Raw genomic sequence first — 22544 nt, 5'->3', positions numbered from 1 at the left:
AGTCAATCAACGTCCAGCCCATACTTGCGGGCGATGCGCGCCAGCTCGCCGGCGCCGCGCAGCTTCTGCAACTCGCTGTTGAAGCCGGCCAGGACGGCCGGCTCCAGGTGTTTGGCGAAAGCGATGCGGAACTCCAGCTTGTCGGCCACCAGCACCGGCACAGTCCTGATCTCCAGTTCCGCCGCGGTGATTTCCAGCATCGCCTGGGGACCGTAGATCAGCGCCTTGTCGCCGTAGCGGCCGGCGTGCAGCTTTTGCACGATGGTGGCGATATCGGTTTCGGCCACCACCCGCATCTTGCTCAGGCGGACGGCCTTGCCTTCCAGCATACGCAAGGTGGTCGAGCCGCGCACCGAGGCCACCGTATAGCCGTCCAATTCACGTTCGCTATGCACCGGAACCGCGCCGGGATTACCCAGGAAGGCCACGTGGGACACGATAATGCCGTCGGTGAAATTCAGGTAAGAGGAGCGCTCGTCGTTGAGCAACAGGCTCAGCACCGCGTCAGCGCGGCCGGTCCGGCTTTCCGTCAGCGCCCTGAGCAGGGGCATGCCGGTAAACGAGCATTGATGGCCGAGCCGCGCGCACACCGCCTGGGCAATTTCCACCATCGCCCCGGTGTAGACTCCCGCCACAGTGGCATTGAAGGCAGGGGATTCCTGGCCGACAAACTTCAGCTCCCTGCCCTGCGCAGCCAGGCTCAGCAACAACAATAGCAGAATGACTATCCTCGGCATGGCCGCCCCCTGTAACGGACCAGTATAGCCGATGCGATCTGGCGCATCCGCAAAAAAAGACCGCGCCGCGCGGATACGACGGCACGGCCCCGGCACTCAGGGTCGCGTCGTCTTAATCCTCCCGCGCCAGGGTCACCAGGGCGACGTCGTTGCTGCGCATCGGCACGGTCAGATCGACGGCGCCGCTCTTGCCGACCTTGATCACGCGGTCGGTCTCGGGCAGGTCGCGGGTGAGCCCGTGCAGCTGCTCGACCTGGGCCGGGGTCAGCGTCTTCGGCGCCCCCATCTCGATGTAGGCCGAGTAGGCGTCGTTGGCGCGGAAACCGCTGCGGCGCACCTGCAGCCGGTACTTGCCGGCCTTGACGTGGCTGATGCGCAGCGCCAGCGGCGCCGACGGCGACGATGGCACCACGCGGCTGTAGAACGGCCGGTTGCTGACCTTCTGCTCCGGCTGCTGGAAGTCCCACACCAGCGCGGTCACCTTGCGGCCGTCCGCGGACGCCATCACTTGCGCATCGGCGACCGGGATCTCGTTGCCGCTCAGCGCGTGCAGGTACTTGTAGGCGAAATACGCGGGCTTGCGGACGCCCTGCGGATTGAGCAGGCCGAAGCCGCCTTCGAACGGCTTGCTCGGCGGCCCCGGCTCTTCGAACAGGTCGCTATAGGTCCAGTAGCTCATGCCCTGCACCAGGCCCTTGGTGGCCTTGAGCTTGCTGAGTATGTAGGTCGAGCTGATGTAGGAATCGTGCACCAGGTCGCGTGGCGTGTAGCTGGTGCTCCACTCGGTGAAGTACAGAGGCAGCGTGGGGAATTTCGACGCCGAGATCTGCTCGCGCACGCGCCGCACGTCGCCGACGATGGCGTCCGGCGACGGCGACAGCTTGGTGTCGCCCTCGCCTTTTTCGTCGAGGAAGCCGCCGTCCACGCCGTAGGTGTGGGTGGTGACGAAATCGACGGCGGCGCCGCTATGGGCCACGTGGTCGAGGAATTCCGGCACCCAGGCGGCGCCGGCGGTGGACGGCCCGCCCACGCGCAGCGCCGGATCGATGGACTTGATGGTGTTGGCGGTCAGGTCGTACAGCTCGAAATAGGCTTTCTGGTCGGCGTGCTCCCAGAAGCCGTCCAGGTTGGGCTCGTTCCACACTTCGAAGAACCAGCTGCGCACTTCCTGCTGGCCGTAGCGCTGCTCGATGTGGCGCACGAAGGCCGCGATCAGGTCCTTCCATTTGGCCGGGTCGGGATGCGAGGTGTTTCCTTGCCAGTAGAAGATCTGGCTGTTCGAGGTCGCCATCGCCTTGGGCGTGAAGCCCAGCTCGACGAAAGGCTTGATGTGGCGCGCCAGCATCTTGTCGTACAGCTGGTCCAGCTTGGTCCAGTCGTAGACGACCTTGCCGTCTTCGACGCGCACCGTGCCCAGCACGTCGTGGAAGATGGCGTGGAAGCGCAGGTAGCGGAAGCCGAGCTCGTCGACCGTGGTCTGCAACTGCGCCATGCTGTCGTCGCGCAGCAAGGTGCCAGGGTAGTCGGAGCCGACCGACAGGTCGTAGAAGCGGTCGAGCGGCGTGAGTGCCTGCGCGACATCGACCACGATGCGGCGCGGCGCCGGATGGCCGGCGTCGGCCGCCGTTGCGGCCGACAATGGCAGGCAGATCGTGGCGACTGCCGCCAGACAGGTGGTGCTGAAGTGCTGCATAGATACGGTCTCCTGGTCTGATTATTGCCGGATGCTAGCACCTGCGCTGCGCATCCGGCATAGCCGACGGGACCGTTGCTACATTTCGTTAAGCCGGTTGGTGATTTGCATAATGCCGCTCGCCACAGCCCGCCTCTTCAATACGGCTCAAACTGAATACCCGCTTTTCGTAGCTGGGACACCAGCAAGCTCTTCCAAGGCCCCTCCGGCGACCACACCCGCGCGACCGATTCATACGCCAGCTCGGGCTTCTCGTGCAGGACGATGGCGCGATACAGGAAGGTCATGCTGGATGCGCGCATATTGACCTGGCAATGGACCAGGACTTTGCGATCACCCAGTCGCCGCATGGCAGCCACGAACGACTGGAAGTCGGCCTCGGTGGGATTGCCGAAGCGGATAGGAATATTGATGAACTCAAGGCCCTGCTTGCGAACGATCTCCGCTTCACCAGCAATGGCGTCCGGCACGGTCAGCGGCGCCAGGTAGATGACTGCTCCAAACCCCTGCGCGGCCAAGCCGGCCAGTGCCTCTGCGCTTGGCTGGCCGGATGTGACGAGCTGTGGCGAGATCGCGACCACGTTCGGCGCCGCGATCACCACATCCGCCGCCGAAATCACGCCACCTGCCAGCAGGCCGGTGAGCAGCGTGAGCACCACCATCGCACGCCTCGTTTTAACCACGATATGGTCCCTTGACTTCGCCCCAGCCCCACTTGGGCATGGGCGCGTCCTGATCGGCTTGCGCCCCCGGCTGCGAGTTGATGACAGCCAGGCGCGAACCCCACTCTAGATAGCCAACCAGCGCCGAGCGGAATTCCGGATCGTCGGGCATGCCCAACTCATCGGCTGTTTCCAGCAGCAGCGCAACCCATCGGCGCCGCTGCTCCTGGACCAGATGCCGGTTGAGATGCTGCTGAATCATGTGCGGGTGCCCTCCGTACTGCTCGGAGTAGGTGGTGGGCCCACCCAGCACCTCGGCAAGAAAAGCGGCAACGTGCGCCGGATGATCGCCGCCCATATGGGCAAACACAGGGCCCAGCAAGGTATCTTGCTTGACATGCTCGTAGAAGCGCGAGGTCAGACGACGCAGGGCATCGATACCGCCCAGCCATTCGTACAGCGTAGGAATGTTTTCGGACATGCTGAACCTTTCAAATGCGGTCTAAGGCATCATAGGGTAGCAGGTCAATCAACGCGCGCGGCACATTTTGCGCATTTCACCAGTCCCGTGCGGCCTATCGTCCAACCGCACGCCCTCGCCGCCACCGCCGCCCGCTTGGCCCACTCGTCCATGGGATCGTTGGCGACTTCTTCGAATTCAAAAAACGCGCGGCAGTCATGCGATTCGCACACCAGCATGAATTCGCAGAACAGCATTTCTTCGAGCAAGTCATTCAACATTGCGATGGCCTTTAAAATATGGAACACCCCCTATTGTACTGGTGGGACCGTACCGGCCACGAGCAGCGACACGCCGGTGACGAGTTCCCAGATGATGAGCGCGTAGCAGCCACCGCGCTCCCATGCTCCATCCCAGGGCCCCGTCGGGACCAGGATGTCCGTCGAGCTGCCGGTGGTGGTGGCCATGAGTATCGCCAGCGAGGCGATTCCCAGGACGCTGATGCCCACGCTGAAATTCCGATAAGCCGTCGAAGCCCCAAGCCTGTGGGCGTACAGGCCGGCGACGATCATCGCCAGGTAGCCGCAGACGATAGCCAGCGCGGCCCCGAGTACATGCAGCGCGAACGTCCCATCGGTCGCGGCCCGCTCAAGCTCAGACCGCGCCAGCAGCCGTCGCCGCCAGCCTTCGCTAGGCCAGCCGATCCATAACGGGTTTGCGGTACCGCCTGCTCATGCGCAGGCGCTGCGTGCTGTCAAGGACGATTTCATATTCGCCGTCCGGACACAGCTCCAGCGCACGGATGCGGTCGAGATTGACGATGGCCGAGCGATGAATCCGGCAGAAGCCAAAGGGCGCCAGCAACACCTCCAGATCGGCCAGGCTGCGGCGCAACATATGGGCACGCCCGCCGGCATGCAGGGTCGAGTAATAATCGCTCGCTTCAATCCAGTCGACGTCTGCGTACTTGACCACGTCGAGCACATTGCCATTCCTGACCATGAACCGTTGGCTGGCGCCGGGAATCCGCAGGCGCTCCTTGACCCGTTCCAGCACGCGCTGGAAGCGCTGGTCGTCGAACGGTTTCATTAAGTAGTCGAGCGCGCCCACCTCGAAAGCGCGCAAGGCGAATTGGTGATGGGCGGTAACGAAGACGATGGCAAACGGCAGCACCGGCCCGAGACGGTCGAGCAGTTCGAAACCGTCGCACTCGGGCATTTCCACATCCAGAAAAACCAGGTCCGGCTTGCAGGCGGCAATCGCGGCCATGGCGTCCTCGGCAGAACCGCATTGGCCGACCAGCTGTATTCCGGCGTCACGCGCCAGCAGCGCGGCGATATTGCTGCGCGCGAGCGGCTCGTCGTCGACAATCAGGGCGCGCAGTGCAACGGTGCTGTGATCCATCAATCCTCACGATATGGCAGGGTAATTGTGGCAAGCACGCCCAGCTCGTCACGGTTCTTGAGCGCGAACGTCTGCGCGCCGCCGTACAGCGCGGCCAGGCGTTGCCGCGTATTGCCCAAGCCCACGCCAACGCCTGTCTCCGGAGGCAGAAGCGGACCGTCGTTATAGACGGTCAGGGTCAGAACCGGGCCCGCGCGCGCCGCCCCGATGCGCAGCGCGCCGCCCTTGGTGCGCTTGCCGATGCCGTGCTTGATGGCGTTTTCCACCAGTGGTTGCAGGATAAAGTCAGGCACCCGGGCCGCCAGCAACTGATCGGGAATGTCGATATGGTAGCGCAAGCGCTCGGCGAAACGCATCTGCTGCAGCGCCAGGTACTTGCGCAGGAATGTGATCTCGTCTTCCAACGTAACGTATTGGCGGTCGGAGTGGTCGGTCACCCGCCGCAACAGGTCGCCGAGCGCGGCGATCATCGCAATCGCATCGTTGCCCCGCTCCTCGCGTATCAGCCCGGTGATCGCGTTGAGACAGTTGAAAACGAAATGCGGCTCCAGCTGGAGTTTGAGCGTGGCTAGTTGCGCCTGCGCCAGCACTTCAGCCATGCGCGCGCTCGCGGCCTGCTGCTGCGCCAGGCGATTGTGGGCCTCGACCGTATGGTTCAGCGCCACGATGGCGCCATACAGTATTCCTCCGACGATGAGCATGCCATAGAATTTCGGATACCAGAGCACTGAGAACGCGGTCGGACCGGCGGGGTTGGCCAAGGGGTTGGTCAGGTGTTCAAGCAGCGAGGCCCACGTGGCCCAAACCAGGCAGATGACGGCGCAGGTCGCTGCATGCGCCAGCCACGGCAGCGCCGACCTGGACGGCAGGCGCAAGCGTTGCAGTAAAACGAGCACGGCGGGAGTGAACACGGGCCACGCGGCCCAGCTGGCTGCTGTCACCATAAACAGGGTGGCCCACAGGTGGTGCATGCCCATCGCGCGCATGCTGATCACCGTTTGGGTCGCATCGACCAGGGCGATGGTCAGCCAGACTGCAACAATCTGCAACCATAGTTTCGATATAACATGTGCGCTTTTCATGGCCCCATCATAAGCGAACCAGGGGCGCACCGGACGGCTTTGCAGCCAATCCACGCCGGGCTGCAGCCAAGCCCCTCGCGCGGGCGCCTGGACGATGGGAGACTGGTTGCCTCTTCACTACCGCTCCAGGATCACCATGAACCACCTCCCAACGGCCATCGACACTGGCGCCCCGGTCCACGCCGGAAGCGCCGCATCCCCTTCGCGCGCGCGGCGGCACACGGCCCGCATGATGGCCGTGGCATGCGCGCTGGCGCTGTGTGGCGCGGTAACGTCTGCCGCTGCGGCCGACATGGTCGCGCAGAAAAAGCCGGTCTATGTCTGCCAGATGGCCAGCCACGCCCACATGGCCGGCCATCCGGTCGCCGAGTATGACAAGCCAGGGATATGTCCCACCGACGGCATGGAATTGATCGATAAATCCCAGCGCCTGCGCGTTGCCGTGTTGATCTTCAATGGTGTGCAGGACATCGACTATTCCGGCCCGATGGAAGTGTTCGGCCAGTCCGGCGCCACCATCTTTACTGTTGCCGGCAGCACCAACAGCGTACGTTCGGCCTGGGGCTTGCAGATGACGCCCGATTACGACCTTGAGCATGCGCCACAGGCCGACATTGTGGTCGTCCCCGGCGGCGACGTGGGCAGCGTCATCCGCGATCCCAAGGCACTCGACTGGACACGCGCGCGCGCCGTCGACAGCCGCGCCGTGCTGTCGGTGTGCACCGGCGCCTTCATCATGGGCAAGGCCGGCTTGCTCGATGGGCAGTCGGCGACCACCATCGTCGGCGCGACGGAACAACTGGCGGCGATGTTTCCAAAGGCGAAGGTGGTCAACGACCGGCGCTATGTCGACAACGGCAAGATCGTCACCACCGGCGGACTGTCCTCGGGCATCGATGGCGCGCTGCACATGGTGTACCGCGAACTGGGCGCTTTGCGGGCCGAAAGTGTCGCCCGCGGCATGGAATACGAGTGGCGCGAAGAAGGCAAGCTCGCCTTCGGCCAGCTGGCTGCCTATCAGATGCCCGACGTTGCCGAGTTCGTGCCCAAGGGCGCAATGTGGGAACGCCTGATCGACGCTGGCGATGTCAATCAATGGGAGGTGGGCGGACGTATCGAACTGGCGGCTGGCAGCTCGGACTTCCTCGACCAGAGCGCGATCAAGATGGGCGCGGCCGGTTGGCGCGAGCTGCCCGCTGCCGGCAAGCTTGGCCGCAGCTTCACCAAGACCAGCAAAGGCAAGACATGGCAGGTGGCCATGGCAATCCAGGACGCTGACGCACCGGCCGTCTACAGGCTGACCATCAAGATCAAGCAGGTGGGCGCGTAGAACGATGCGCTCTGGCGCGTCGCGCGCGATGCCGGCGCATGAATGCGCTAGAATACCCGCAGTTTCTAACGATGCGAGGGGCCTTACTTGTCGCGTCACGACCTGGTTGGACCCACCGCATGCACCTGCCTTATCCCGATGTAAAACTGATGACCGGTGGACGCGCTCGCCGCCCTGTTGCTGCCGGCCCGTCCTGGTCCCGATGGCATGGCGGCCTGACGGCCGGCGCGCTGGCGATGGCGCTCAACGCCGGCGTTGTGCTGGCGCAAGTGCCGCAACCACCGAAGGCGCCGCCGCCGGCTGCCACGGCGGAGCTGCCGCACCCGCCCGCGGACACCGTGACGGTGCAGCGCGGTGATCTGCAGCAAACGGTCGACGCCATCGGAAAACTGCAATTCCATCAATTCGCGGACGTGGACATCCCGGTGGCTGGCCAGGTAAAAGAGGTCCTGGTTGCCGTCGGAGATACTGTGCAAAAAGGCAAAGTGGTGATGGAAATGTCGCCCGCGGTCCAGGCAAACCAGATGGCAAGCAATCGCGCTCAAATGGCGCGCCTGCAGGCCGAACTGGCAGACCAGCAGGCACAGATGGACTTTGCCGAGCTGCAGTTCAAGCGCCAGACCCAGCTCAAGGCGCAAAATGCCACGCGCGAAGAAAGCTTCGAGTCGAGCCGCATGAGTCTGTCTTCGGCCCGCGCCCGGGTGGACTCCATCAACGCCCAGATCCACCAGCTCGAGACGACGCTCAAATCCGATGAGGAGAGCCGCCAGCACACGCAGGTGCTGGCGCCGATTTCCGGAACCGTGGTCGCCGTGAATGCGCGGCCCGGACAAACGGCGAGTGTCGGGCAAGCCGCCGTGCCCTTGATGCGCATCGCGGATCTTACACAAATGACGGTGCAGGCACGCGTGGCCGAGATCGATGTGACGCTGCTGCGACGCGGCATGCCGGCCAATTTCAAGACGCCCGGTTATCCTGGCCGCATCTGGTCGGGCAAGCTGCGGCAGGTACTTCCGGTGCCCGCCGAAGGCACGGGCGAACAGGGCAAGCAGACTTTTTACAACGTCCTGTTCGAGGTCAACAATCCGGAGCAGGAGCTCATGAGCGGCATGACTACCCAGGTGCAGTTCATCGTCGCGCAGGCCAGGGATGCGGTGCTGTTGCCGCTCAACTTGCTGGGCAAGTGCGATGCGGAGAAATTATGCGAGGTCAACGTGTTGACCGCCAACGGCCAGGTCGATGCGCGCAAGCTGAAACTTGGCGTGCGCAATCAGCAGCAGGTGCAAGTGCTGTCCGGCCTGGAAGCCGGCGAGCAATTGCTGGCCGGCCCGGCGCCGGCCGTCGCGCTGCGGCCCAAGCCGGCCGCTGCGGGCGCCGGTGGCGCCACGCTGCGCTGATGGGAACGCCATGAAGCGCCGCGCCCTGTTCTCCTCGCTGTGTCTGGCCGGCGTCCTGCTGGCAGGCTGTGCGCACACGATTCCCGTGGCGGAAGCGCCGCCGGCACTCGACTTGCCGGCCGGCTGGTCGCAGGCGGATAAAGCGCGCGCCCAGGAATGGCCCGATGCCCAGTGGTGGCAACATTTTGGCAGCGCCGAGCTGTGCCAGCTGGTAGGCGAGGGACAAGAAGGCAATCTGGAACTGGCCGCAGCGCTGTCGCGTGTGCGCCAGGCAGAGGCTCAGGCCCGCATTGCGGGGGTCGCCCTGCTGCCATCGGTCGATGTGTCCGCAGGCGCCAGCCGGGATCTGCCGCTCGGCAGCCATCACAACGCCAATGTGTCGTCCAGCGGCCTGTTGCAAGTGTCTTACGAAATTGATTTCTGGGGCAAGAGCAAGGCCGGCATCGCCGCGGCCGAGGCATCGCTGAGGGCCAATTTCTATGATCGGCAAACCGTCGCCTTGACGGTGACGAGCGGCATTGTGTCGACCTATCTGCAAGTGCTGTCGCTCCACGACCGCCTCGACGTGGCGCGCGAGAACGTCGGCAATGCCGAACGTGTGCTGTCGCTGGTCGAGGCGCAGCGCAGCGTGGGGGCCGCCACGTCGGTCGACCTGGCCCGCCAGCGTTCCGCCGTTGCCAGCCAACATGCCACGATTCCCGATTTGCAACAACAGGAACGCGAAGCGCAATCGGCATTGGCCATCTTGCTCGGTCGCCCGCCGCAAACCTTCCGGATCGGGCATGGCGGACTCGACACCATCAGCTTGCCCGAGGTGACGCCGGGCCTGCCCTCCGAACTGCTGTCGCGGCGGCCGGATATTCGCCGTTCAGAAGCGACGTTGGCGGCGGCCAGCGCCAACGTGGACGCGGCGCGCGCGGCACTGTTTCCCAGCATACGCCTGACCGGATCGACGGGGACGCAAAGCAGCGCCCTGCTCTCGCTGCTCAATGGCCAGAATTTGTTCGCCAATGTCGGCGCTTCGCTGATGGCGCCGATTTTCGACGGCGGACGTCTGCGGACCGAACGTGATCTGGCCATCGAACAAAAACAGGAGCTGGTGAAGGCGTATCGCTCGACCGTGCTCGCGGCGCTGGCGGAAGTAGACACCGTGCTAGGCCAGATCAGGAGCATCGATGAGCAGCGTCAGCTGAAACAGGTCGAACTGGAACAGACGCGTCTTGCCTTCAATTTGTCGGAGATCCGCTACAAGGCGGGGGCGGAAGACTTGATGACCGTGCTCGATACCCAGCGCAACCTGTCGGACGTGCAAAATGAGTTGGGAATACTGAAGCTGAAGCGCCTGCAGGCCACCGTGTCCCTGTATAAAGCCCTGGGCGGTGGCTGGACGGCCAGCTGACTGTTGTCTGTAATTTCGATCAGCGCGCCGTCACCGTCACCGGGATCGTCAGCTGGGCGCTGCCTCCGGCATTATCGGTCACCACCACCTTCAATTGATAGCTGCCGGCCACCGGCGCGTTCCAGTACGGCATAACGCTCAGGCCGCTGGACTGGAACATCATCCCCAGCGGTACCCCGGTGATCGTGATCGACACCGAACTGGCGCCATTGTCGACGATGGTGATCAAGCCCGTCATAGGCTTGCCCGCCACGCCCGTCATGGCCGCGGCCGTGATCACCGGGCCACCGGCGGTGATTTGCACCGTGTACTTGGCCTGGCCGCTCAAGCCGGTCTTGCTGTCCTTGGCGGTGACGGTGACGGAATAGCTGCCGGCCACCGGCTTGGCCCAGCTGACCAGGCCCGCAGTGCTGATCGCCATGCCGGACGGCGCGCCGCTCAGCGCGTAGGTGACCGGATTGGCATTGCTGGCCGCCGCCGAGAACGACAACGCCACGCCCACCTTGCCGCTGATGGTGCCCGAAGTCAGCACCGGCGCCGACAACGGCGCGATGACGACGGTGTACACGCCCTGCCCGCTGAGGCCGGTCTTGCTGTCCTTGGCGGTCACGGTGACGGCGTAGGTCCCGGCCACCGGCGCTGCCCAGCTGACCACGCCGGCGCTGCTGACACTCATGCCGGACGGCGCCCCGGTCAGCGTATAGCTGACCGCATTGGCCGCAACGGTGGAAATCGTGAACGTCAACGCTGTCCCGACCGTGCCTTTGATGCTGGCCGAGCCCACCTGCGGCGCGGCGGCGACGGTCAGGCCCGACAGCGTCGACAATAGGCTGGACACATTCGGCGTGCCCAGGCCGGTCAACTGGTCGTAGCCGGTCTTGGCGGTACAGGCAGCGCATGTGCCGTGGCTGCCGGAGGTGATATCGGCAAAGGAGGATGCGTAGCTGCCCGGCACGGAGGAGATCCCGCCGTACAGGGCCGCGTGCGGCGCGCCGATTGCCGCCTTGCCGTTCAGCGCGCGGGTGGCGTTGGCCACCGCGATCAGGCCGGCCCATTGCGGCGTCGACAGGCTGGTGCCGCCCACGCTGCCCCAGCGCACCGTGCTGCTGCCGGGCGCGATCATCGCCACGTACTGGCCGGACGACGGATTGGCATTGAAGGCGACATCGGCCACCGTGCGGCGCGCGGGCGTACCCATGCCCGGCACGGCGTTGGTCTGGTAGCTCGGCGTGGCCGTGTACAGGCTGACGCCGCCGCCGGTGCCGGACCAGGCCACTTCGGAACGCAGTCCGCTGCCACTGTAGCTGAGCGTGGTGCCACCGACCGCCAGCACATGCGGCGCGACCGCTGGCCACGACACGCCCGCGCCGGAGTCGCCGGTGGCGGCCAGATAGGTCATGCCGGCGGCGGCGAATACGCTGTCGGAGGAGACGGTGCCGCTACTTTCAGCGCCGCCAAAACTCATCGAGACGATACCCGGCCCCATCGCGTTGGCCAGCTTGGCGCCGCCCAGCAGATTGTTGTAGCTTGGATCGGCGGTTTCGATCAGCACGATGCGGGCCAGTGGCGCGGTGGCGTGCGCCCACTGCACGTCGAGCGTGATTTCGCTGGCCCAGCCGGCGTCGTACGAGGGCTGGGTCGCGGTCATGGCGCCGCCGGCGGTGCTGTACACCACGGCCAGTTCGCAGCCGCTGGTGGAGGCGGCGGCCAACGGCAGGCTGGCCGCAGGAGCGATGGTCTTGGTGGTGCAGGCCGGCAGGCTGAATTTGGTGTTGAACGCGGCCAGTTCGGCGGCCACGTTCGGGTCATGGTAGGCGTCGAGGATGTAGATGGTCTGGCCGGCGCCCAGCTGGGCCGCCTGGGCCGCCGTCAATGCGCTGCCGGCCGCCGGCAGCGCCGGCAAGCCATAAGCGGCGCGGATCTGGGCCGGAGTGTAGGTCGCCACCACGCTGCCGGAGGCTGCCGGCGCTGCGGCCGCTTCCGGGCTCAGACTCCGCATGGCTTCCAGGTGACGGCCACGCAGCGCCTGCATGGTCAGGCGGCGAGTCGACAGGTTCTGAAATTCAGTCGGGACAGCCTGCGCGTGCACCGGCGCGGTGGCGCTGTCGGCATGGTCGTCCGGCGCCTGCAGTTCGACCGGGGCCATGTGGAACGACGGCAGCGCCATGCGCTGGGCGTCTTCGGCCGGCAGCGTGGCGGGATCCAGCACCAGCGTGGTCGAGCCGGTTGCGAGCGGAGCCGCGCCCTGTACCAGACGCGGTTCAGCCGAGTTGTCAGTGGCGCCCCCGCCGCATGCGCTCAACAGGGCAGCCGTACACAGCGCGAGCGCCGGCAGCGCAACCGCAGATGCGTTGAATTTTGTTAAATATTGATTCTTCATCATCTGCCTTGGCGCCGCCATTTTGTATCCGTACGGAAATTATCGCACATTATTTAGGCATTGCAAGTCACCGACTAAGCGAAGTGCTATCAATTGCATGCCATGTCATCAACATTTCATCGTTGTTACGTAAATTATTGCCTGCATGCCTACAGTTTTCATGTTTTCCCGACAATCGACTGGATCAATCAAATGCATATTTTCAAATTCGCGCTCGCGCGCACGCAGGTGCGTGCATGAGCCGACGTGACTTCCTCCGCAAAATGGGCAAGTCGGCCGGCGCAAGTGCCGTGCTTGCGACCTTTCCGCCGTCCATCCAAAAGGCGCTCGCCCTCCCCGCCAACCAGCGCACTCGCAGCCTGCAGGATGTTGAGCATATCGTCGTGCTGACGCAGGAGAACCGCAGTTTCGACCATTACTTTGGCACCATGGAAGGAGTAAGGGGATTCGGTGATCCCTTCCCGATTCCGGTGATGGACCGGCAAAATCTGTTCAATCGCAAATCGGTCTTCGTGCAGCGCTCTGTCGGCGGGGCGCCGGTGCCTGGCCGGCCCAACTGGCCGCAGGGCAGCGCCATCGCGCCGTTCCGGCTCAACACGGTGCAGGACTTTCCAGTCATGCGCGTGGCCGGGACGCCACATGCCTGGCTCGACGCCCAGCTGGCGTGGGACCACGGACGCATGAACGACTGGTGCACGGTCAAGCAGAACCACGCGATGGGCTATTACGCCGACGCCGACATTCCCTTCCAGTTCTCACTCGCGCGTGCCTTTACCATCTGCGACCACTATCACTGCGCAACCCAGACCGGTACCAACACCAACCGGCTGTTTCTGTTCAGCGGTCACAACGATCCCCAGGCGGCCGCAGGCGGCCCATCGACTGACAACAGCCGCGACGACTTCAATCCGGACATGTCGACCGACTACTTGTGGACCACCTATCCGGAGCGACTCGAAGCGGCGGGTATCAAGTGGCAGGTTTACCAGAACATGGCGGACAACTTCACCGATAACTCGCTGGCGGGATTCCGCTCGTTCCGCAACGCGTGGTATCGCCGGCCGGGCTACTCGCAATCCCTGCGCGATCGCGGCACCACGACGCGTGACATCGACCTGCTCAAGGCCGACGTGCTGGCCAACCGCCTGCCGCAGGTCAGCTGGGTCGTCGCGACCGCCGAAGGCTCCGAACACCCGGGTCCCTCCAGTCCCGCGTCGGGCGCCGACTACATCGCGCGCGTGCTGGACGCCCTGACCGCCAATCCCGAGAGCTGGAGCAAGACGGTCCTGCTCATCAACTTCGACGAGAACGACGGCTTCTTCGACCACATGCCACCGCCGGCGGTCCCTGCGTACACGAGTTACAACAGCAATCCGGCGCAGTCGCAGCTCGCCGGCGCGTCGTCCGTCGACACGACCGGCGAATACCATCACGTGCTCAACGGCGCCGATGCACGTACGCACCATCGCCCCTACGGTCTCGGGCCGCGCGTTCCGATGTATGTGATCTCGCCGTGGACCAAGGGCGGCTGGGTGAATTCGCAGGTCTTCGACCACACATCGGTGGTGCGTTTCATCGAGGCGCGTTTCGGTGTGCGCGAGCCGCTGATCAGCCCGTGGCGCCGTGCGGTGAGCGGCAACCTGTTGTCCTGTTTCGACTTCGCCAACCCGAACGACAACGGGTTCACGCAACTGCTGCCGGAAACGGCCGCGCGGCGTTCGATGGCGCTGAGCCTGCCAAACACCAAGGTACCCGCAACGCCGACCTCCCTGACGGCCCCCGTCCAGGCTGCCGGCGTGCGTCCGGCACGCGCCCTGCCCTACGAACTCCAGGTGCAGGCACAGGTGCCGGTCGGAGGCGGCCAGGTGGAACTCAGATTCGACAACCTGGGCGAAGCCGGGGCGGTGTTTCATGTGTACGACCGCCTGGCGTTGGACCAGGTCCCGCGCCGCTATACGGTCGAACCTGGCAAACAGCTCACAGGCCGCTGGAACACCGCATCTGCCTACGATCTCTGGGTACTGGGACCGAACGGCTTTCATCGCCACATCGTTGGGGACGTGCGCGGTGACGGCAACGCTGCATGGCCGGAAATCAGCATTCGCGCCGAACGCAGCGCCGGCGAGTTGGTCATTGACCTGGTCAACAATGGCGCACAGCCATGCACCTTCCTACTCACCGCCAACAAGTATTACGCGAACAAGCCGTTGGAAGTGCGCGTCGTCGCACGTTCGAGGAGCGCGGTCCGGCTTCCGCTGGCATCGAGTTCCAACTGGTACGACTACAGCCTGCGTGTGGCTGGCTTGCCGGGCTGGTTGCGCCGCTTCGCCGGCCATCTGGAAAACGGCTTGCCGTCTATCAGTGACCCTGCGATGCGCGGGGCAGCCCAACTTGACCAGTACCGCGTCATTTGACTTTTATAAGGAGCTTTTCATGAAGTGCAGATTTTTCGTTGCCGCGGCCTTGTTCGCCGTGGCGTGCAGTGGCAAGGCTGATGTCATCTACGGTCACAACCTCATTGTCAACGGCGATGCCGAAGCAGGCGTGAGCGGCTGGAGCGGCTACACGGGTTACAACATGGTCCAGTCGGTGGACTATGGCAACAACTGGGTGCTGCCCACCCAGCCTGGCCCGGTCGATCGCGGAACCAAGATGTTCGCCGGCCTCGGGCAGTATGCCGTGGGCACTCAGACCCTGGACTTCGGCGTGCCGACGGCCAAGAACAGTTCCTATTCCCTGAGCGGATGGCTCGGCGGCTGGGCCGCCCAGGGCGATAACGCACTGTTCTATGTGCAGTTTCTCGATGCGGCGAACAATGCGATAGGAAACGCCGCGATCGGTCCCGTCACCCCGCAAGATCGCGGCAACCAGACCGGCCTGTACTACCGGGAGTCCGTGGGAATCATGCCTGCTGGCACCAGCAAGCTGTCGTTCTGGCTGTCGATGGAGCGTCTCGCTTCGAACGATAACGATGGCTACGCGGATAACCTGTCCTTCATCGCGCGGGAGATTACGAGCCCGGTACCGGAACCGGGCATGGCGTCGATGCTCGTGCTGGGCTTGGGCATGTTGGTCGGGGCGCTCCGCCGCAATACGCGCGCACCCAAATAATCGAAAAAAGAAAAAGCCCCTGAAAATCAGGGGCTTAGTCTCATCCGTTTGCCAGGCAGCGCCAGCGGCTGCCGACTAGGAAATCACTCCCACTCGATGGTCGCAGGCGGCTTGCCGCTGATGTCGTACACCACACGGTTGATGCCGCGCACTTCATTGATGATGCGATTGGACACCTTGCCCAGCAGCGCGTGCGGCAGGTGCGCCCAGTGCGCGGTCATGAAGTCCTGCGTCTGCACGGCGCGCAATGCCACGACGTATTCGTAGGTGCGGCCGTCGCCCATCACGCCCACCGATTTCACCGGCAGGAACACGGCAAACGCTTGCGACGTCGCCTCGTACCAGTTGGTCGGCACGCTGTCCTGGTCGAAACCTGGCACCACCACCGGCTCGTACGGGGTGTTGCGCAGTTCTTCGATGAAGATCGCGTCGGCGCGGCGCAGCAGGTCGGCGAAGTCCTTCTTCACTTCGCCGAGGATGCGCACGCCCAGGCCCGGGCCTGGGAACGGGTGACGGTAGACCATGTCATGCGGCAGGCCCAGCGCCACGCCCAGCTTGCGCACCTCGTCCTTGAACAGTTCGCGCAGCGGCTCCAGCAGCTTCAGCTTCATGGTCTCCGGCAAGCCGCCGACGTTGTGGTGGCTCTTGATGGTCTGGCCCTTCTTGCCCTTGCCGGCCGACTCGATCACGTCCGGGTAGATGGTGCCTTGCGCCAGCCACTTGGCGTTGACCAGCTTGCCCGATTCGACCTGGAACACTTCGACGAATTCACGGCCGATGATCTTGCGCTTCTGCTCAGGATCGGCAACGCCGGCCAGGTGGCCCATGAACTGGTCTTCGGCATCGACGCGAATCACTTTGACGCCGAGGTTCTTGGCGAACATGTCCATCACCATCTTGCCTTCGTCCAGGCGCAGCAGGCCGTGGTCGACGAACACGCAGGTCAGCTGGTCGCCGATGGCGCGGTGGATCAGCGCGGCGGCCACCGACGAATCGACGCCGCCGGACAGGCCCAGGATCACTTCATCGGTGCCCACTTGCGCGCGGATTTTCTCGACCGCTTCCGAGATGTAGTCCGGCATGTTCCAGTCCGATTTGCAGCCGCAGATCTCGTGCACGAAACGTCCCAGCATGGCCTTGCCCTGCACCGTGTGGGTCACTTCCGGGTGCCACTGCACGCCGTAGAAACGTTTCTCTTCGTTGGCCATGGCGGCGATCGGGCAGCTCGGGGTGTTGCCCATCAGGACGAAGCCTGGCGGCATGTCCAGCACCTTGTCGCCGTGGCTCATCCATACTTTCAGCATGCCGTGGCCTTCGTCGGTGACGAAGTCGTTGATGCCGTCGAGCAGTTTGGTGTGGCTGCGGGCGCGCACTTCGGCGTAGCCGAATTCACGCACCAGGCCGTTCTCGACCTTGCCGCCCAGCTGGGCCGCCATGGTTTGCATGCCGTAGCAGATCCCCAGCACCGGCACGCCCAGTTCGAACACGGCGTCCGGCGCGCGCGGGGCGTCGCCTTCCAGGGTCGAGCTGTGGCTGCCCGACAGGATCACGCCGGCGGCGCCGTAGTTGCGCACGAACTCGTCGCTGACGTCATACGGGTAGACTTCCGAGAACACGCCGGAGTCGCGCACGCGGCGCGCGATCAGCTGGGTGACTTGGGAGCCGAAATCGAGAATGAGGATTTTTGAGTGCATGAGTAATGTACTGGAGAGGTAAAGAATAGAAAAACGCCGGCTTGACTCAGCCGGCGTTGCAAGGACTGTTTAGTCGCCGGAACGGTAGTTCGGCGCTTCCTTGGTGATTTGCACGTCGTGCACATGCGATTCGCGCATGCCGGCCGAGGTGATCTCGACGAACTCGGCTTTGTTACGCAGTTCGTCGATGGTGGCGCAACCGCAGTAACCCATCGATTGACGCACGCCGCCGACCAGCTGGAAGATGATCGCCAGCACGCTGCCCTTGTAGGCGACGCGGCCTTCGATACCTTCAGGCACGAACTTGTCGGCCTTCATGGTGGCGTCCTGGAAGTAGCGGTCGGCCGAACCGTCGGACATGGCGCCCAGCGAGCCCATGCCGCGATACGATTTGTACGAACGGCCCTGATACAGGATCACTTCGCCCGGCGCCTCTTCGGTGCCGGCAAACATGGAGCCCATCATCACGGTCGACGCGCCGGCCGCCAGGGCCTTGGAGATGTCGCCCGAGAAGCGGATGCCGCCGTCGGCGATACATGGCACGCCGGTGCCTTCCAGTGCTTCGGCGACGTTGGAGATCGCGGTGATCTGCGGTACGCCGACGCCGGCCACGATACGGGTGGTGCAGATCGAGCCCGGGCCGATGCCGACCTTGACCGCGTCCGCGCCGTATTCGACCAGCGCCTTGGCGGCGGCGGCGGTGGCGATGTTGCCGCCAATGACGTCCACGTGCGGGAACTTGGTCTTGATCCAACGCACGCGATCGAGGATGCCTTGCGAGTGGCCGTGGGCAGTGTCGACCACCAGCACGTCGACGCCGGCGGCGACCAGCAGTTCGATCCGCTCTTCATCCTTGACGCCAACGCCGACTGCGGCGCCGACCAGCAGCTTGCCCTGCGAGTCTTTCGACGCCAGCGGGTGCTCGGTGGACTTCTGGATGTCTTTGACGGTGATCAGGCCGCGCAGTTCGAAGGCGTCGTTGACGACCAGCACGCGCTCGAGGCGGTGCTTGTTCATCAGGCGCTTGGCTTCGTCGCGGTCGGCGCCTTCCGCGCCCTCTTTGACGAACACCAGCTTTTCACGCGGGGTCATCTTGGCGCGGGCTTCGGCGTCGAGTTCCTGTTCGAAACGCAGGTCGCGGTTGGTGATGATGCCGACCACTTCCTTGCCTTCGACGACAGGGAAGCCGGAAATGCCATATTGCTCGGTCAGCTTGATGACGTCGCGGATCTTCATGGTCGGCGGAATCGTGATCGGATCACGCAGCACGCCGGCCTCGAAACGCTTGACGCGCGCCACTTCGCGAGCCTGGTCTTTAGGATTCAGGTTCTTGTGGATGATACCTATGCCGCCCTCTTGAGCCATGGCAATCGCCAGGCGGGCTTCGGTGACCGTATCCATCGCTGCGGACAGCAAAGGGATGTTCAGGCTGATATTACGGGTCAGACGAGTTTTGAGGGACGTATCGGCAGGCAGAACATTCGAGTACGCGGGGACGAGAAGCACGTCATCAAACGTGAGTGCTTTTTGGAGTAGACGCATAGCATTTCCTATAGGCGCAAAAGCAGATTATACAGAAAAAGCAGTGGCCTGTCTGAAACTTCTTCGCGCTGCCGGGCGCCCCCATGCGGGTACCGGTCGAATTTATATTCCTCTCAATGTTCCGTTTAGTACATGTTGCAAAAAAGCCTCTATTTCTACGCAAAATTTGGTCGTATCCAAAACTACTGCTGTGCTAGCTAGCATGAGGCTTGGAAGCGTTTTCAGCCGACCATTCGTGGATATCTTATAAATAATATATATAGATAGCCAAGAAAAATTACTGTACTTTATGAAACGTAGTCATTTGGGCCAGAGGCACACAACCGTTGCCGTCTGACATGTTCAACGCGCTCGCTTGCCGTAGCGAATTGTATGCAAGCAAACAATACCATTGGGGCATCATGAACTTGAATAAATACCTGACCGGACTCGTAGCCACCGTCGCTGCCAGCTCCGCTTTCGCCAGTCCTTTGCTAAACGAAGGATTCAATGACATCAGCACCCTCGGCGCGAGCGGCTGGGTGATGACCAACAACAGCGCAGCCGGCGGCAGCACCAGCTGGTTCCAGGGCGGCGATTTCTTCCCCGCCGCAGCCGGCCCGGCTTCTTCGTATGTAGCGGCAAACCTCAACAATGCCGGTTTCGGCGGCGCCGTCAGCAACTGGCTGATCACCCCTGAAGTCGCCATGACGAACGGCGAAAAACTGAACTTCTCGCTGCGCCTGCTCGGCGAAGGCGTCGTCGACACCGTCCAGGTGTATTACAGCACCGCTGGCGCCAGCGCCAACGTTGGAACGACCACCTCGTCGACCGGTGACTTCACCCTGTTGGGCACGTATTCCGCGTCCGCCGATACCGGCTGGACCGCAAACTCGCTAAGCCTGTCCGGCCTGTCGGGCGCGACCACCGGCCGCTACGCTTTCCGGTATCTGGTCAACGACACCGCCATCAACGGCGATTACATCGGCATCGACTCGGTCAGCGTCAGCGCCGTGCCGGAACCAACCACCGCACTGATGCTGTTGCTGGGCCTGGGCGTGGTGGCATTCAGCCGCAAGAAGCAGCTGCGTCTGCTGGCACTGGCCGGCCTGTCGGCCAGCACCCTGGTGGCGCAAGCGGCCGAGCCGCAAACCGGCGCCAATGGCCTGATGAGCTTCCCGAACGCGCGCGTCGTCGTCGCACCTGAGCTGAGCGCCACCGCCGCGCCGGCAGGCGCCGGCATGGTCGCGTACAAAGATGCAGCCGGCCAACTGGTCGGCCCATCGGCAGAACAAGCCGCCGACCTGGCCGCCGCAGCCGTGCCAGCCACCAGCGCCAAGGCCGCCGGCCGCCTGGCACTGGGCGGCCGCATCGCCCCGCTGACCACCGCAAAAGGCGGCGTCGGCCGCAAGCTGGACGACTCCAGCGCCAGCTTTGCCGTCATCCACAAGGATGCCGATGGCAATCTGGTCGAATCCTGCGTCCCCGGCGAAGATGTCGCCCACCACCTGGCGCACGGCCCTAGCCTGCCTGCCGTGAAAGGAGAACAACAATGAAGCGCTTTACCCTGAACACCCTGGCCGCTGCTGCCGCCTGCCTGTTCGCCTCCTCCAGCTTTGCTGCCGCGACCATCGTGATCGTCAACGGCGACCCTGCCAACGTCGGCTTCAATGACCCGACCGTGGTCGCTCCGGTCGGCGGCAACGCCGGCACCACGCTGGGCGTCCAGCGCCTGAACGCCTTCCAGGCCGCCGCCAACAAATGGGGCGCCACGCTGACCAGCACCACCCCGATCCGCGTGCTGGCCACCTGGGAAGCGCTGACCTGCACCTCCTCGTCGGCCGTGCTGGGCAGCGCCGGCGCCACCGAGGTGTTCCGCGACTTCGCCGGCGCACCGCAAGCAGGCGCCTGGTTCGGCAAGGCCCAGACCGGCAAGCTGACCGGCGCCGATCCTGATTCCGACGTCGCCGACATCCGCGCCCGCTTCAACATCAACCTGGGCACGGCCAATTGCCTGGCCGGTTCGCCGTTCTACCTGGGCCTGGACGCCAACCACGGCACCGCCGTCGACCTGGTGACCGTGCTGACCCATGAATTCGGCCACGGCCTGGGCTTCCAGACCTACACCAACGGTTCGACCGGCGCGCAGCTGGACAACACCCCGAGTATCTGGGACTTCTACCTGAAGGACACCAGCACCGGCAAGCTGTGGAAAGACATGACGGCCGCCGAGCGCGCCGCCTCGTCGCTGAAATCCGGCAAGCTGGTGTGGAACGGTCCGATCGCCAACAGCTATGTCAACACCGTGCTGCAACAAGGCGCGCCAGCGCTGACCTTGCTGAGCCCAGCCAGCATCGCCGGCTCCCTGCAGGTCGGCACCGCCAGCTTCGGCCCGACCCTCAGCAGCCCGGGCATGACCGGCGAGATCATGCCTGTGGTCGACACCGCGCCTAACCTCGGCCTGGCTTGCGGCACGCTGTCGGCAGCCAATGCCGCCGCTGTCAACGGCAAGATCGCGCTGGTGGACCGCGGCGTTTGCGCCTTCACGGTCAAAGCCAAGGCGGTGCAGAATGCCGGCGCGATCGGCATGATCGTTGCCGACAACGCTCCAGGTTCGCCACCGCCAGGCTTGGGCGGCGCCGATCCTACCGTCACCATCCCAGCGGTACGCATCTCGCAGGACGACGGCATTGCGCTGAAAACGGCCCTGGCCAAGCGCACCCGCCTGCACTCCAACGTGTTTGCCAACCTGGGCGTGAACCTGGCCTTGCGCGCAGGCGCCGACTCCGCAGGACGCCTGCTGATGTTCGCGCCTAACCCGTACCAGGGCGGTTCGTCGGTATCGCACTACGACGTCAGCGCCTTCCCTAACATGCTGATGGAACCGGCGATCAGCAACGACCTGACCCACGAGGTCACGCCGCCGAACGACCTGTCCTTCCCGCTGCTGCGCGACATCGGCTGGTAAGCGGACCCGGTGCCTGGCTGGCCCTTCCGGCAGCCAGCTCCGACCAGCCCGTCGTCCACTTCGGACGGCGGGCTTTTTCTTTATGGTTGACAGTTGCCGTAAATCATGGCGAAATCGGTGCTTGCTTTACTGGAGCGCTACCATGACTGACCGTACTTTGCATTGCCTGGCCGGCGCCCTGCTGCTGGCCGTTTCCTCGCTGGCGATGGCCCAGTACATCTGGATCGACGACAAGGGCGTCAAGCAATTGTCGGACCGGCCGCCGCCGCCCTCGGTGCCGGAACAGCGCATCCTGAAGGCGCCCGGCAAGGCGCCGTTCAACCCCAACGCCGAAGCCGAAGCCCCGGCGGCCGAAGCGGCGCCGGAAAGCCCCGTCAAGCGGCCGCCGACGCTGGCCGAGCGGAACGCCGACTTCAACAAGCGCAAGGCCGACGCCGCCGCCGCCGACAAAAAGGCCGCCGACGAGGCCAGGCAAAAAGCCGACATCGCCGCCAACTGCGACGCCGCCCGCAAGAACCAGCAGGCGCTGGCCGACGGCGTGCGCATGGCCAATTACGACAGCAACGGCGAACGCGGCATCATGAGCGACGCCGAACGTGCCGAAATGGCGAAAAAGAACCAAAAAGTGTTGGCTGGCTGCAAATAGCCCCTGTCGGGGTCTGGCCAAGCTGCCGTATGATATCGCTATCAACAAGCACCACCGGCT

Annotated in this window: 19 protein-coding genes; 8 read left to right on the top strand and 11 right to left on the bottom strand. The window is 64.1% G+C overall.

Features of this window, described 5'->3' with window-relative positions; translation table 11 throughout:
- Nucleotides 1-2 precede the first annotated feature (2 nt).
- From V6M89_RS02525 to V6M89_RS02490, 8 genes are all read right to left on the bottom strand, one after another.
- A complete protein-coding gene (locus V6M89_RS02525; protein WP_332851671.1) occupies nucleotides 3-737 on the bottom strand; it encodes a substrate-binding periplasmic protein in 735 nt (244 codons plus the stop codon).
- Nucleotides 738-849: 112 nt separating this feature from the next.
- On the bottom strand, nucleotides 850-2430 hold the full coding sequence (locus V6M89_RS02520) for a GH39 family glycosyl hydrolase (protein ID WP_332851670.1): 1581 nt from the start codon (nucleotides 2428-2430) through the stop codon (nucleotides 850-852).
- A gap of 137 nt (nucleotides 2431-2567) precedes the next feature.
- Nucleotides 2568-3092, bottom strand: coding sequence for a protein tyrosine phosphatase family protein (locus V6M89_RS02515; protein ID WP_332851669.1), 525 nt, complete (start codon nucleotides 3090-3092; stop codon nucleotides 2568-2570).
- Nucleotides 3093-3105: 13 nt separating this feature from the next.
- On the bottom strand, nucleotides 3106-3573 hold the full coding sequence (locus V6M89_RS02510) for a group II truncated hemoglobin (RefSeq protein WP_332851668.1): 468 nt from the start codon (nucleotides 3571-3573) through the stop codon (nucleotides 3106-3108).
- A 44-nt stretch (nucleotides 3574-3617) separates the two neighbouring features.
- Nucleotides 3618-3833 (bottom strand): hypothetical protein, encoded by a 216-nt coding sequence (locus V6M89_RS02505; protein ID WP_116988858.1) that lies wholly within the window; start codon nucleotides 3831-3833, stop codon nucleotides 3618-3620.
- Between the two features lie 30 nt (nucleotides 3834-3863).
- The gene (locus V6M89_RS02500; protein ID WP_332851667.1) at nucleotides 3864-4124 is read right to left on the bottom strand and encodes a hypothetical protein; all 261 of its coding nucleotides are present in this window, start codon (nucleotides 4122-4124) and stop codon (nucleotides 3864-3866) included.
- A 118-nt stretch (nucleotides 4125-4242) separates the two neighbouring features.
- On the bottom strand, nucleotides 4243-4956 hold the full coding sequence (locus tag V6M89_RS02495) for a LytR/AlgR family response regulator transcription factor (protein WP_332851666.1): 714 nt from the start codon (nucleotides 4954-4956) through the stop codon (nucleotides 4243-4245).
- Nucleotides 4956-6092 (bottom strand): sensor histidine kinase, encoded by a 1137-nt coding sequence (locus V6M89_RS02490; protein WP_332851665.1) that lies wholly within the window; start codon nucleotides 6090-6092, stop codon nucleotides 4956-4958. The genes V6M89_RS02495 and V6M89_RS02490 overlap by 1 nt, the downstream gene beginning before the upstream one ends.
- A gap of 82 nt (nucleotides 6093-6174) precedes the next feature.
- Between V6M89_RS02490 and V6M89_RS02485 the strand changes: the two genes are divergently transcribed.
- From V6M89_RS02485 to V6M89_RS02475, 3 genes are all read left to right on the top strand, one after another.
- Nucleotides 6175-7368: a DJ-1/PfpI family protein gene (locus V6M89_RS02485; protein ID WP_332851664.1), complete on the top strand. Its 1194-nt coding sequence runs from the start codon at nucleotides 6175-6177 to the stop codon at nucleotides 7366-7368.
- A 119-nt stretch (nucleotides 7369-7487) separates the two neighbouring features.
- A complete protein-coding gene (locus V6M89_RS02480) occupies nucleotides 7488-8765 on the top strand; it encodes an efflux RND transporter periplasmic adaptor subunit (protein WP_332851663.1) in 1278 nt (425 codons plus the stop codon).
- A 10-nt stretch (nucleotides 8766-8775) separates the two neighbouring features.
- Nucleotides 8776-10164, top strand: a complete 1389-nt coding sequence (locus V6M89_RS02475) for an efflux transporter outer membrane subunit (RefSeq protein ID WP_332851662.1) — start codon at nucleotides 8776-8778, stop codon at nucleotides 10162-10164.
- A gap of 19 nt (nucleotides 10165-10183) precedes the next feature.
- On the opposite strand, the gene V6M89_RS02470 is transcribed toward V6M89_RS02475, so the two are convergent.
- On the bottom strand, nucleotides 10184-12547 hold the full coding sequence (locus tag V6M89_RS02470; protein ID WP_332851661.1) for a S53 family peptidase: 2364 nt from the start codon (nucleotides 12545-12547) through the stop codon (nucleotides 10184-10186).
- A 233-nt stretch (nucleotides 12548-12780) separates the two neighbouring features.
- Between V6M89_RS02470 and V6M89_RS02465 the strand changes: the two genes are divergently transcribed.
- Both V6M89_RS02465 and V6M89_RS02460 read left to right on the top strand, forming a co-directional pair.
- Nucleotides 12781-14958, top strand: a complete 2178-nt coding sequence (locus V6M89_RS02465) for a phosphocholine-specific phospholipase C (protein WP_332851660.1) — start codon at nucleotides 12781-12783, stop codon at nucleotides 14956-14958.
- A 19-nt stretch (nucleotides 14959-14977) separates the two neighbouring features.
- Nucleotides 14978-15655, top strand: a complete 678-nt coding sequence (locus V6M89_RS02460; RefSeq protein ID WP_332851659.1) for a PEP-CTERM sorting domain-containing protein — start codon at nucleotides 14978-14980, stop codon at nucleotides 15653-15655.
- An 83-nt stretch (nucleotides 15656-15738) separates the two neighbouring features.
- Here the strand turns inward: V6M89_RS02460 and guaA are convergent, their stop codons facing one another.
- Both guaA and guaB read right to left on the bottom strand, forming a co-directional pair.
- Nucleotides 15739-17349 carry a glutamine-hydrolyzing GMP synthase gene (gene guaA, locus V6M89_RS02455; protein ID WP_116988848.1) on the bottom strand — a complete coding sequence of 537 codons (1611 nt, stop codon included), beginning with the start codon at nucleotides 17347-17349 and terminating at the stop codon, nucleotides 15739-15741.
- Nucleotides 17350-17418: 69 nt separating this feature from the next.
- Nucleotides 17419-18891 carry an IMP dehydrogenase gene (gene guaB / locus V6M89_RS02450; protein ID WP_332851658.1) on the bottom strand — a complete coding sequence of 491 codons (1473 nt, stop codon included), beginning with the start codon at nucleotides 18889-18891 and terminating at the stop codon, nucleotides 17419-17421.
- A gap of 401 nt (nucleotides 18892-19292) precedes the next feature.
- Here guaB and V6M89_RS02445 point away from each other — a divergent pair, with 401 nt between their 5' ends.
- The 3 genes from V6M89_RS02445 (at nucleotide 19293) to V6M89_RS02435 (ending at nucleotide 22484) form a co-directional block, all read left to right on the top strand.
- The gene (locus V6M89_RS02445) at nucleotides 19293-20426 is read left to right on the top strand and encodes a choice-of-anchor J family PEP-CTERM protein (RefSeq protein ID WP_332851657.1); all 1134 of its coding nucleotides are present in this window, start codon (nucleotides 19293-19295) and stop codon (nucleotides 20424-20426) included.
- Nucleotides 20423-21838: a PA domain-containing protein gene (locus V6M89_RS02440; protein ID WP_332851656.1), complete on the top strand. Its 1416-nt coding sequence runs from the start codon at nucleotides 20423-20425 to the stop codon at nucleotides 21836-21838. The genes V6M89_RS02445 and V6M89_RS02440 overlap by 4 nt, the downstream gene beginning before the upstream one ends.
- Before the next feature lie 142 nt (nucleotides 21839-21980).
- On the top strand, nucleotides 21981-22484 hold the full coding sequence (locus V6M89_RS02435) for a DUF4124 domain-containing protein (protein WP_332851655.1): 504 nt from the start codon (nucleotides 21981-21983) through the stop codon (nucleotides 22482-22484).
- Nucleotides 22485-22544 lie beyond the last annotated feature (60 nt).

The sequence above is a fragment of the Duganella sp. S19_KUP01_CR8 genome (genome assembly GCF_036688705.1).
Classification (GTDB): domain Bacteria; phylum Pseudomonadota; class Gammaproteobacteria; order Burkholderiales; family Burkholderiaceae_D; genus Rugamonas.
This window is presented reverse-complemented; position numbering and strand designations above follow the sequence as displayed.

Bases quoted from the DNA above. Each gene is read 5' to 3' on its own strand.
- V6M89_RS02465 (WP_332851660.1), top strand. From the start codon at position 12,781: ATGAGCCGACGTGACTTCCTCCGCAAAATGGGCAAGTCGGCCGGCGCA.
- V6M89_RS02525 (WP_332851671.1), bottom strand. From the start codon at position 737: ATGCCGAGGATAGTCATTCTGCTATTGTTGTTGCTGAGCCTGGCTGCG.
- V6M89_RS02435 (WP_332851655.1), top strand. From the start codon at position 21,981: ATGACTGACCGTACTTTGCATTGCCTGGCCGGCGCCCTGCTGCTGGCC.
- V6M89_RS02500 (WP_332851667.1), bottom strand. From the start codon at position 4,124: ATGATCGTCGCCGGCCTGTACGCCCACAGGCTTGGGGCTTCGACGGCT.
- V6M89_RS02520 (WP_332851670.1), bottom strand. From the start codon at position 2,430: ATGCAGCACTTCAGCACCACCTGTCTGGCGGCAGTCGCCACGATCTGC.
- V6M89_RS02505 (WP_116988858.1), bottom strand. From the start codon at position 3,833: ATGTTGAATGACTTGCTCGAAGAAATGCTGTTCTGCGAATTCATGCTG.
- V6M89_RS02495 (WP_332851666.1), bottom strand. From the start codon at position 4,956: ATGGATCACAGCACCGTTGCACTGCGCGCCCTGATTGTCGACGACGAG.
- V6M89_RS02445 (WP_332851657.1), top strand. From the start codon at position 19,293: ATGAACTTGAATAAATACCTGACCGGACTCGTAGCCACCGTCGCTGCC.
- V6M89_RS02510 (WP_332851668.1), bottom strand. From the start codon at position 3,573: ATGTCCGAAAACATTCCTACGCTGTACGAATGGCTGGGCGGTATCGAT.
- V6M89_RS02515 (WP_332851669.1), bottom strand. From the start codon at position 3,092: ATGGTGGTGCTCACGCTGCTCACCGGCCTGCTGGCAGGTGGCGTGATT.
- V6M89_RS02480 (WP_332851663.1), top strand. From the start codon at position 7,488: ATGCACCTGCCTTATCCCGATGTAAAACTGATGACCGGTGGACGCGCT.
- V6M89_RS02470 (WP_332851661.1), bottom strand. From the start codon at position 12,547: ATGATGAAGAATCAATATTTAACAAAATTCAACGCATCTGCGGTTGCG.
- V6M89_RS02460 (WP_332851659.1), top strand. From the start codon at position 14,978: ATGAAGTGCAGATTTTTCGTTGCCGCGGCCTTGTTCGCCGTGGCGTGC.
- V6M89_RS02475 (WP_332851662.1), top strand. From the start codon at position 8,776: ATGAAGCGCCGCGCCCTGTTCTCCTCGCTGTGTCTGGCCGGCGTCCTG.
- guaA (WP_116988848.1), bottom strand. From the start codon at position 17,349: ATGCACTCAAAAATCCTCATTCTCGATTTCGGCTCCCAAGTCACCCAG.
- V6M89_RS02440 (WP_332851656.1), top strand. From the start codon at position 20,423: ATGAAGCGCTTTACCCTGAACACCCTGGCCGCTGCTGCCGCCTGCCTG.
- guaB (WP_332851658.1), bottom strand. From the start codon at position 18,891: ATGCGTCTACTCCAAAAAGCACTCACGTTTGATGACGTGCTTCTCGTC.
- V6M89_RS02485 (WP_332851664.1), top strand. From the start codon at position 6,175: ATGAACCACCTCCCAACGGCCATCGACACTGGCGCCCCGGTCCACGCC.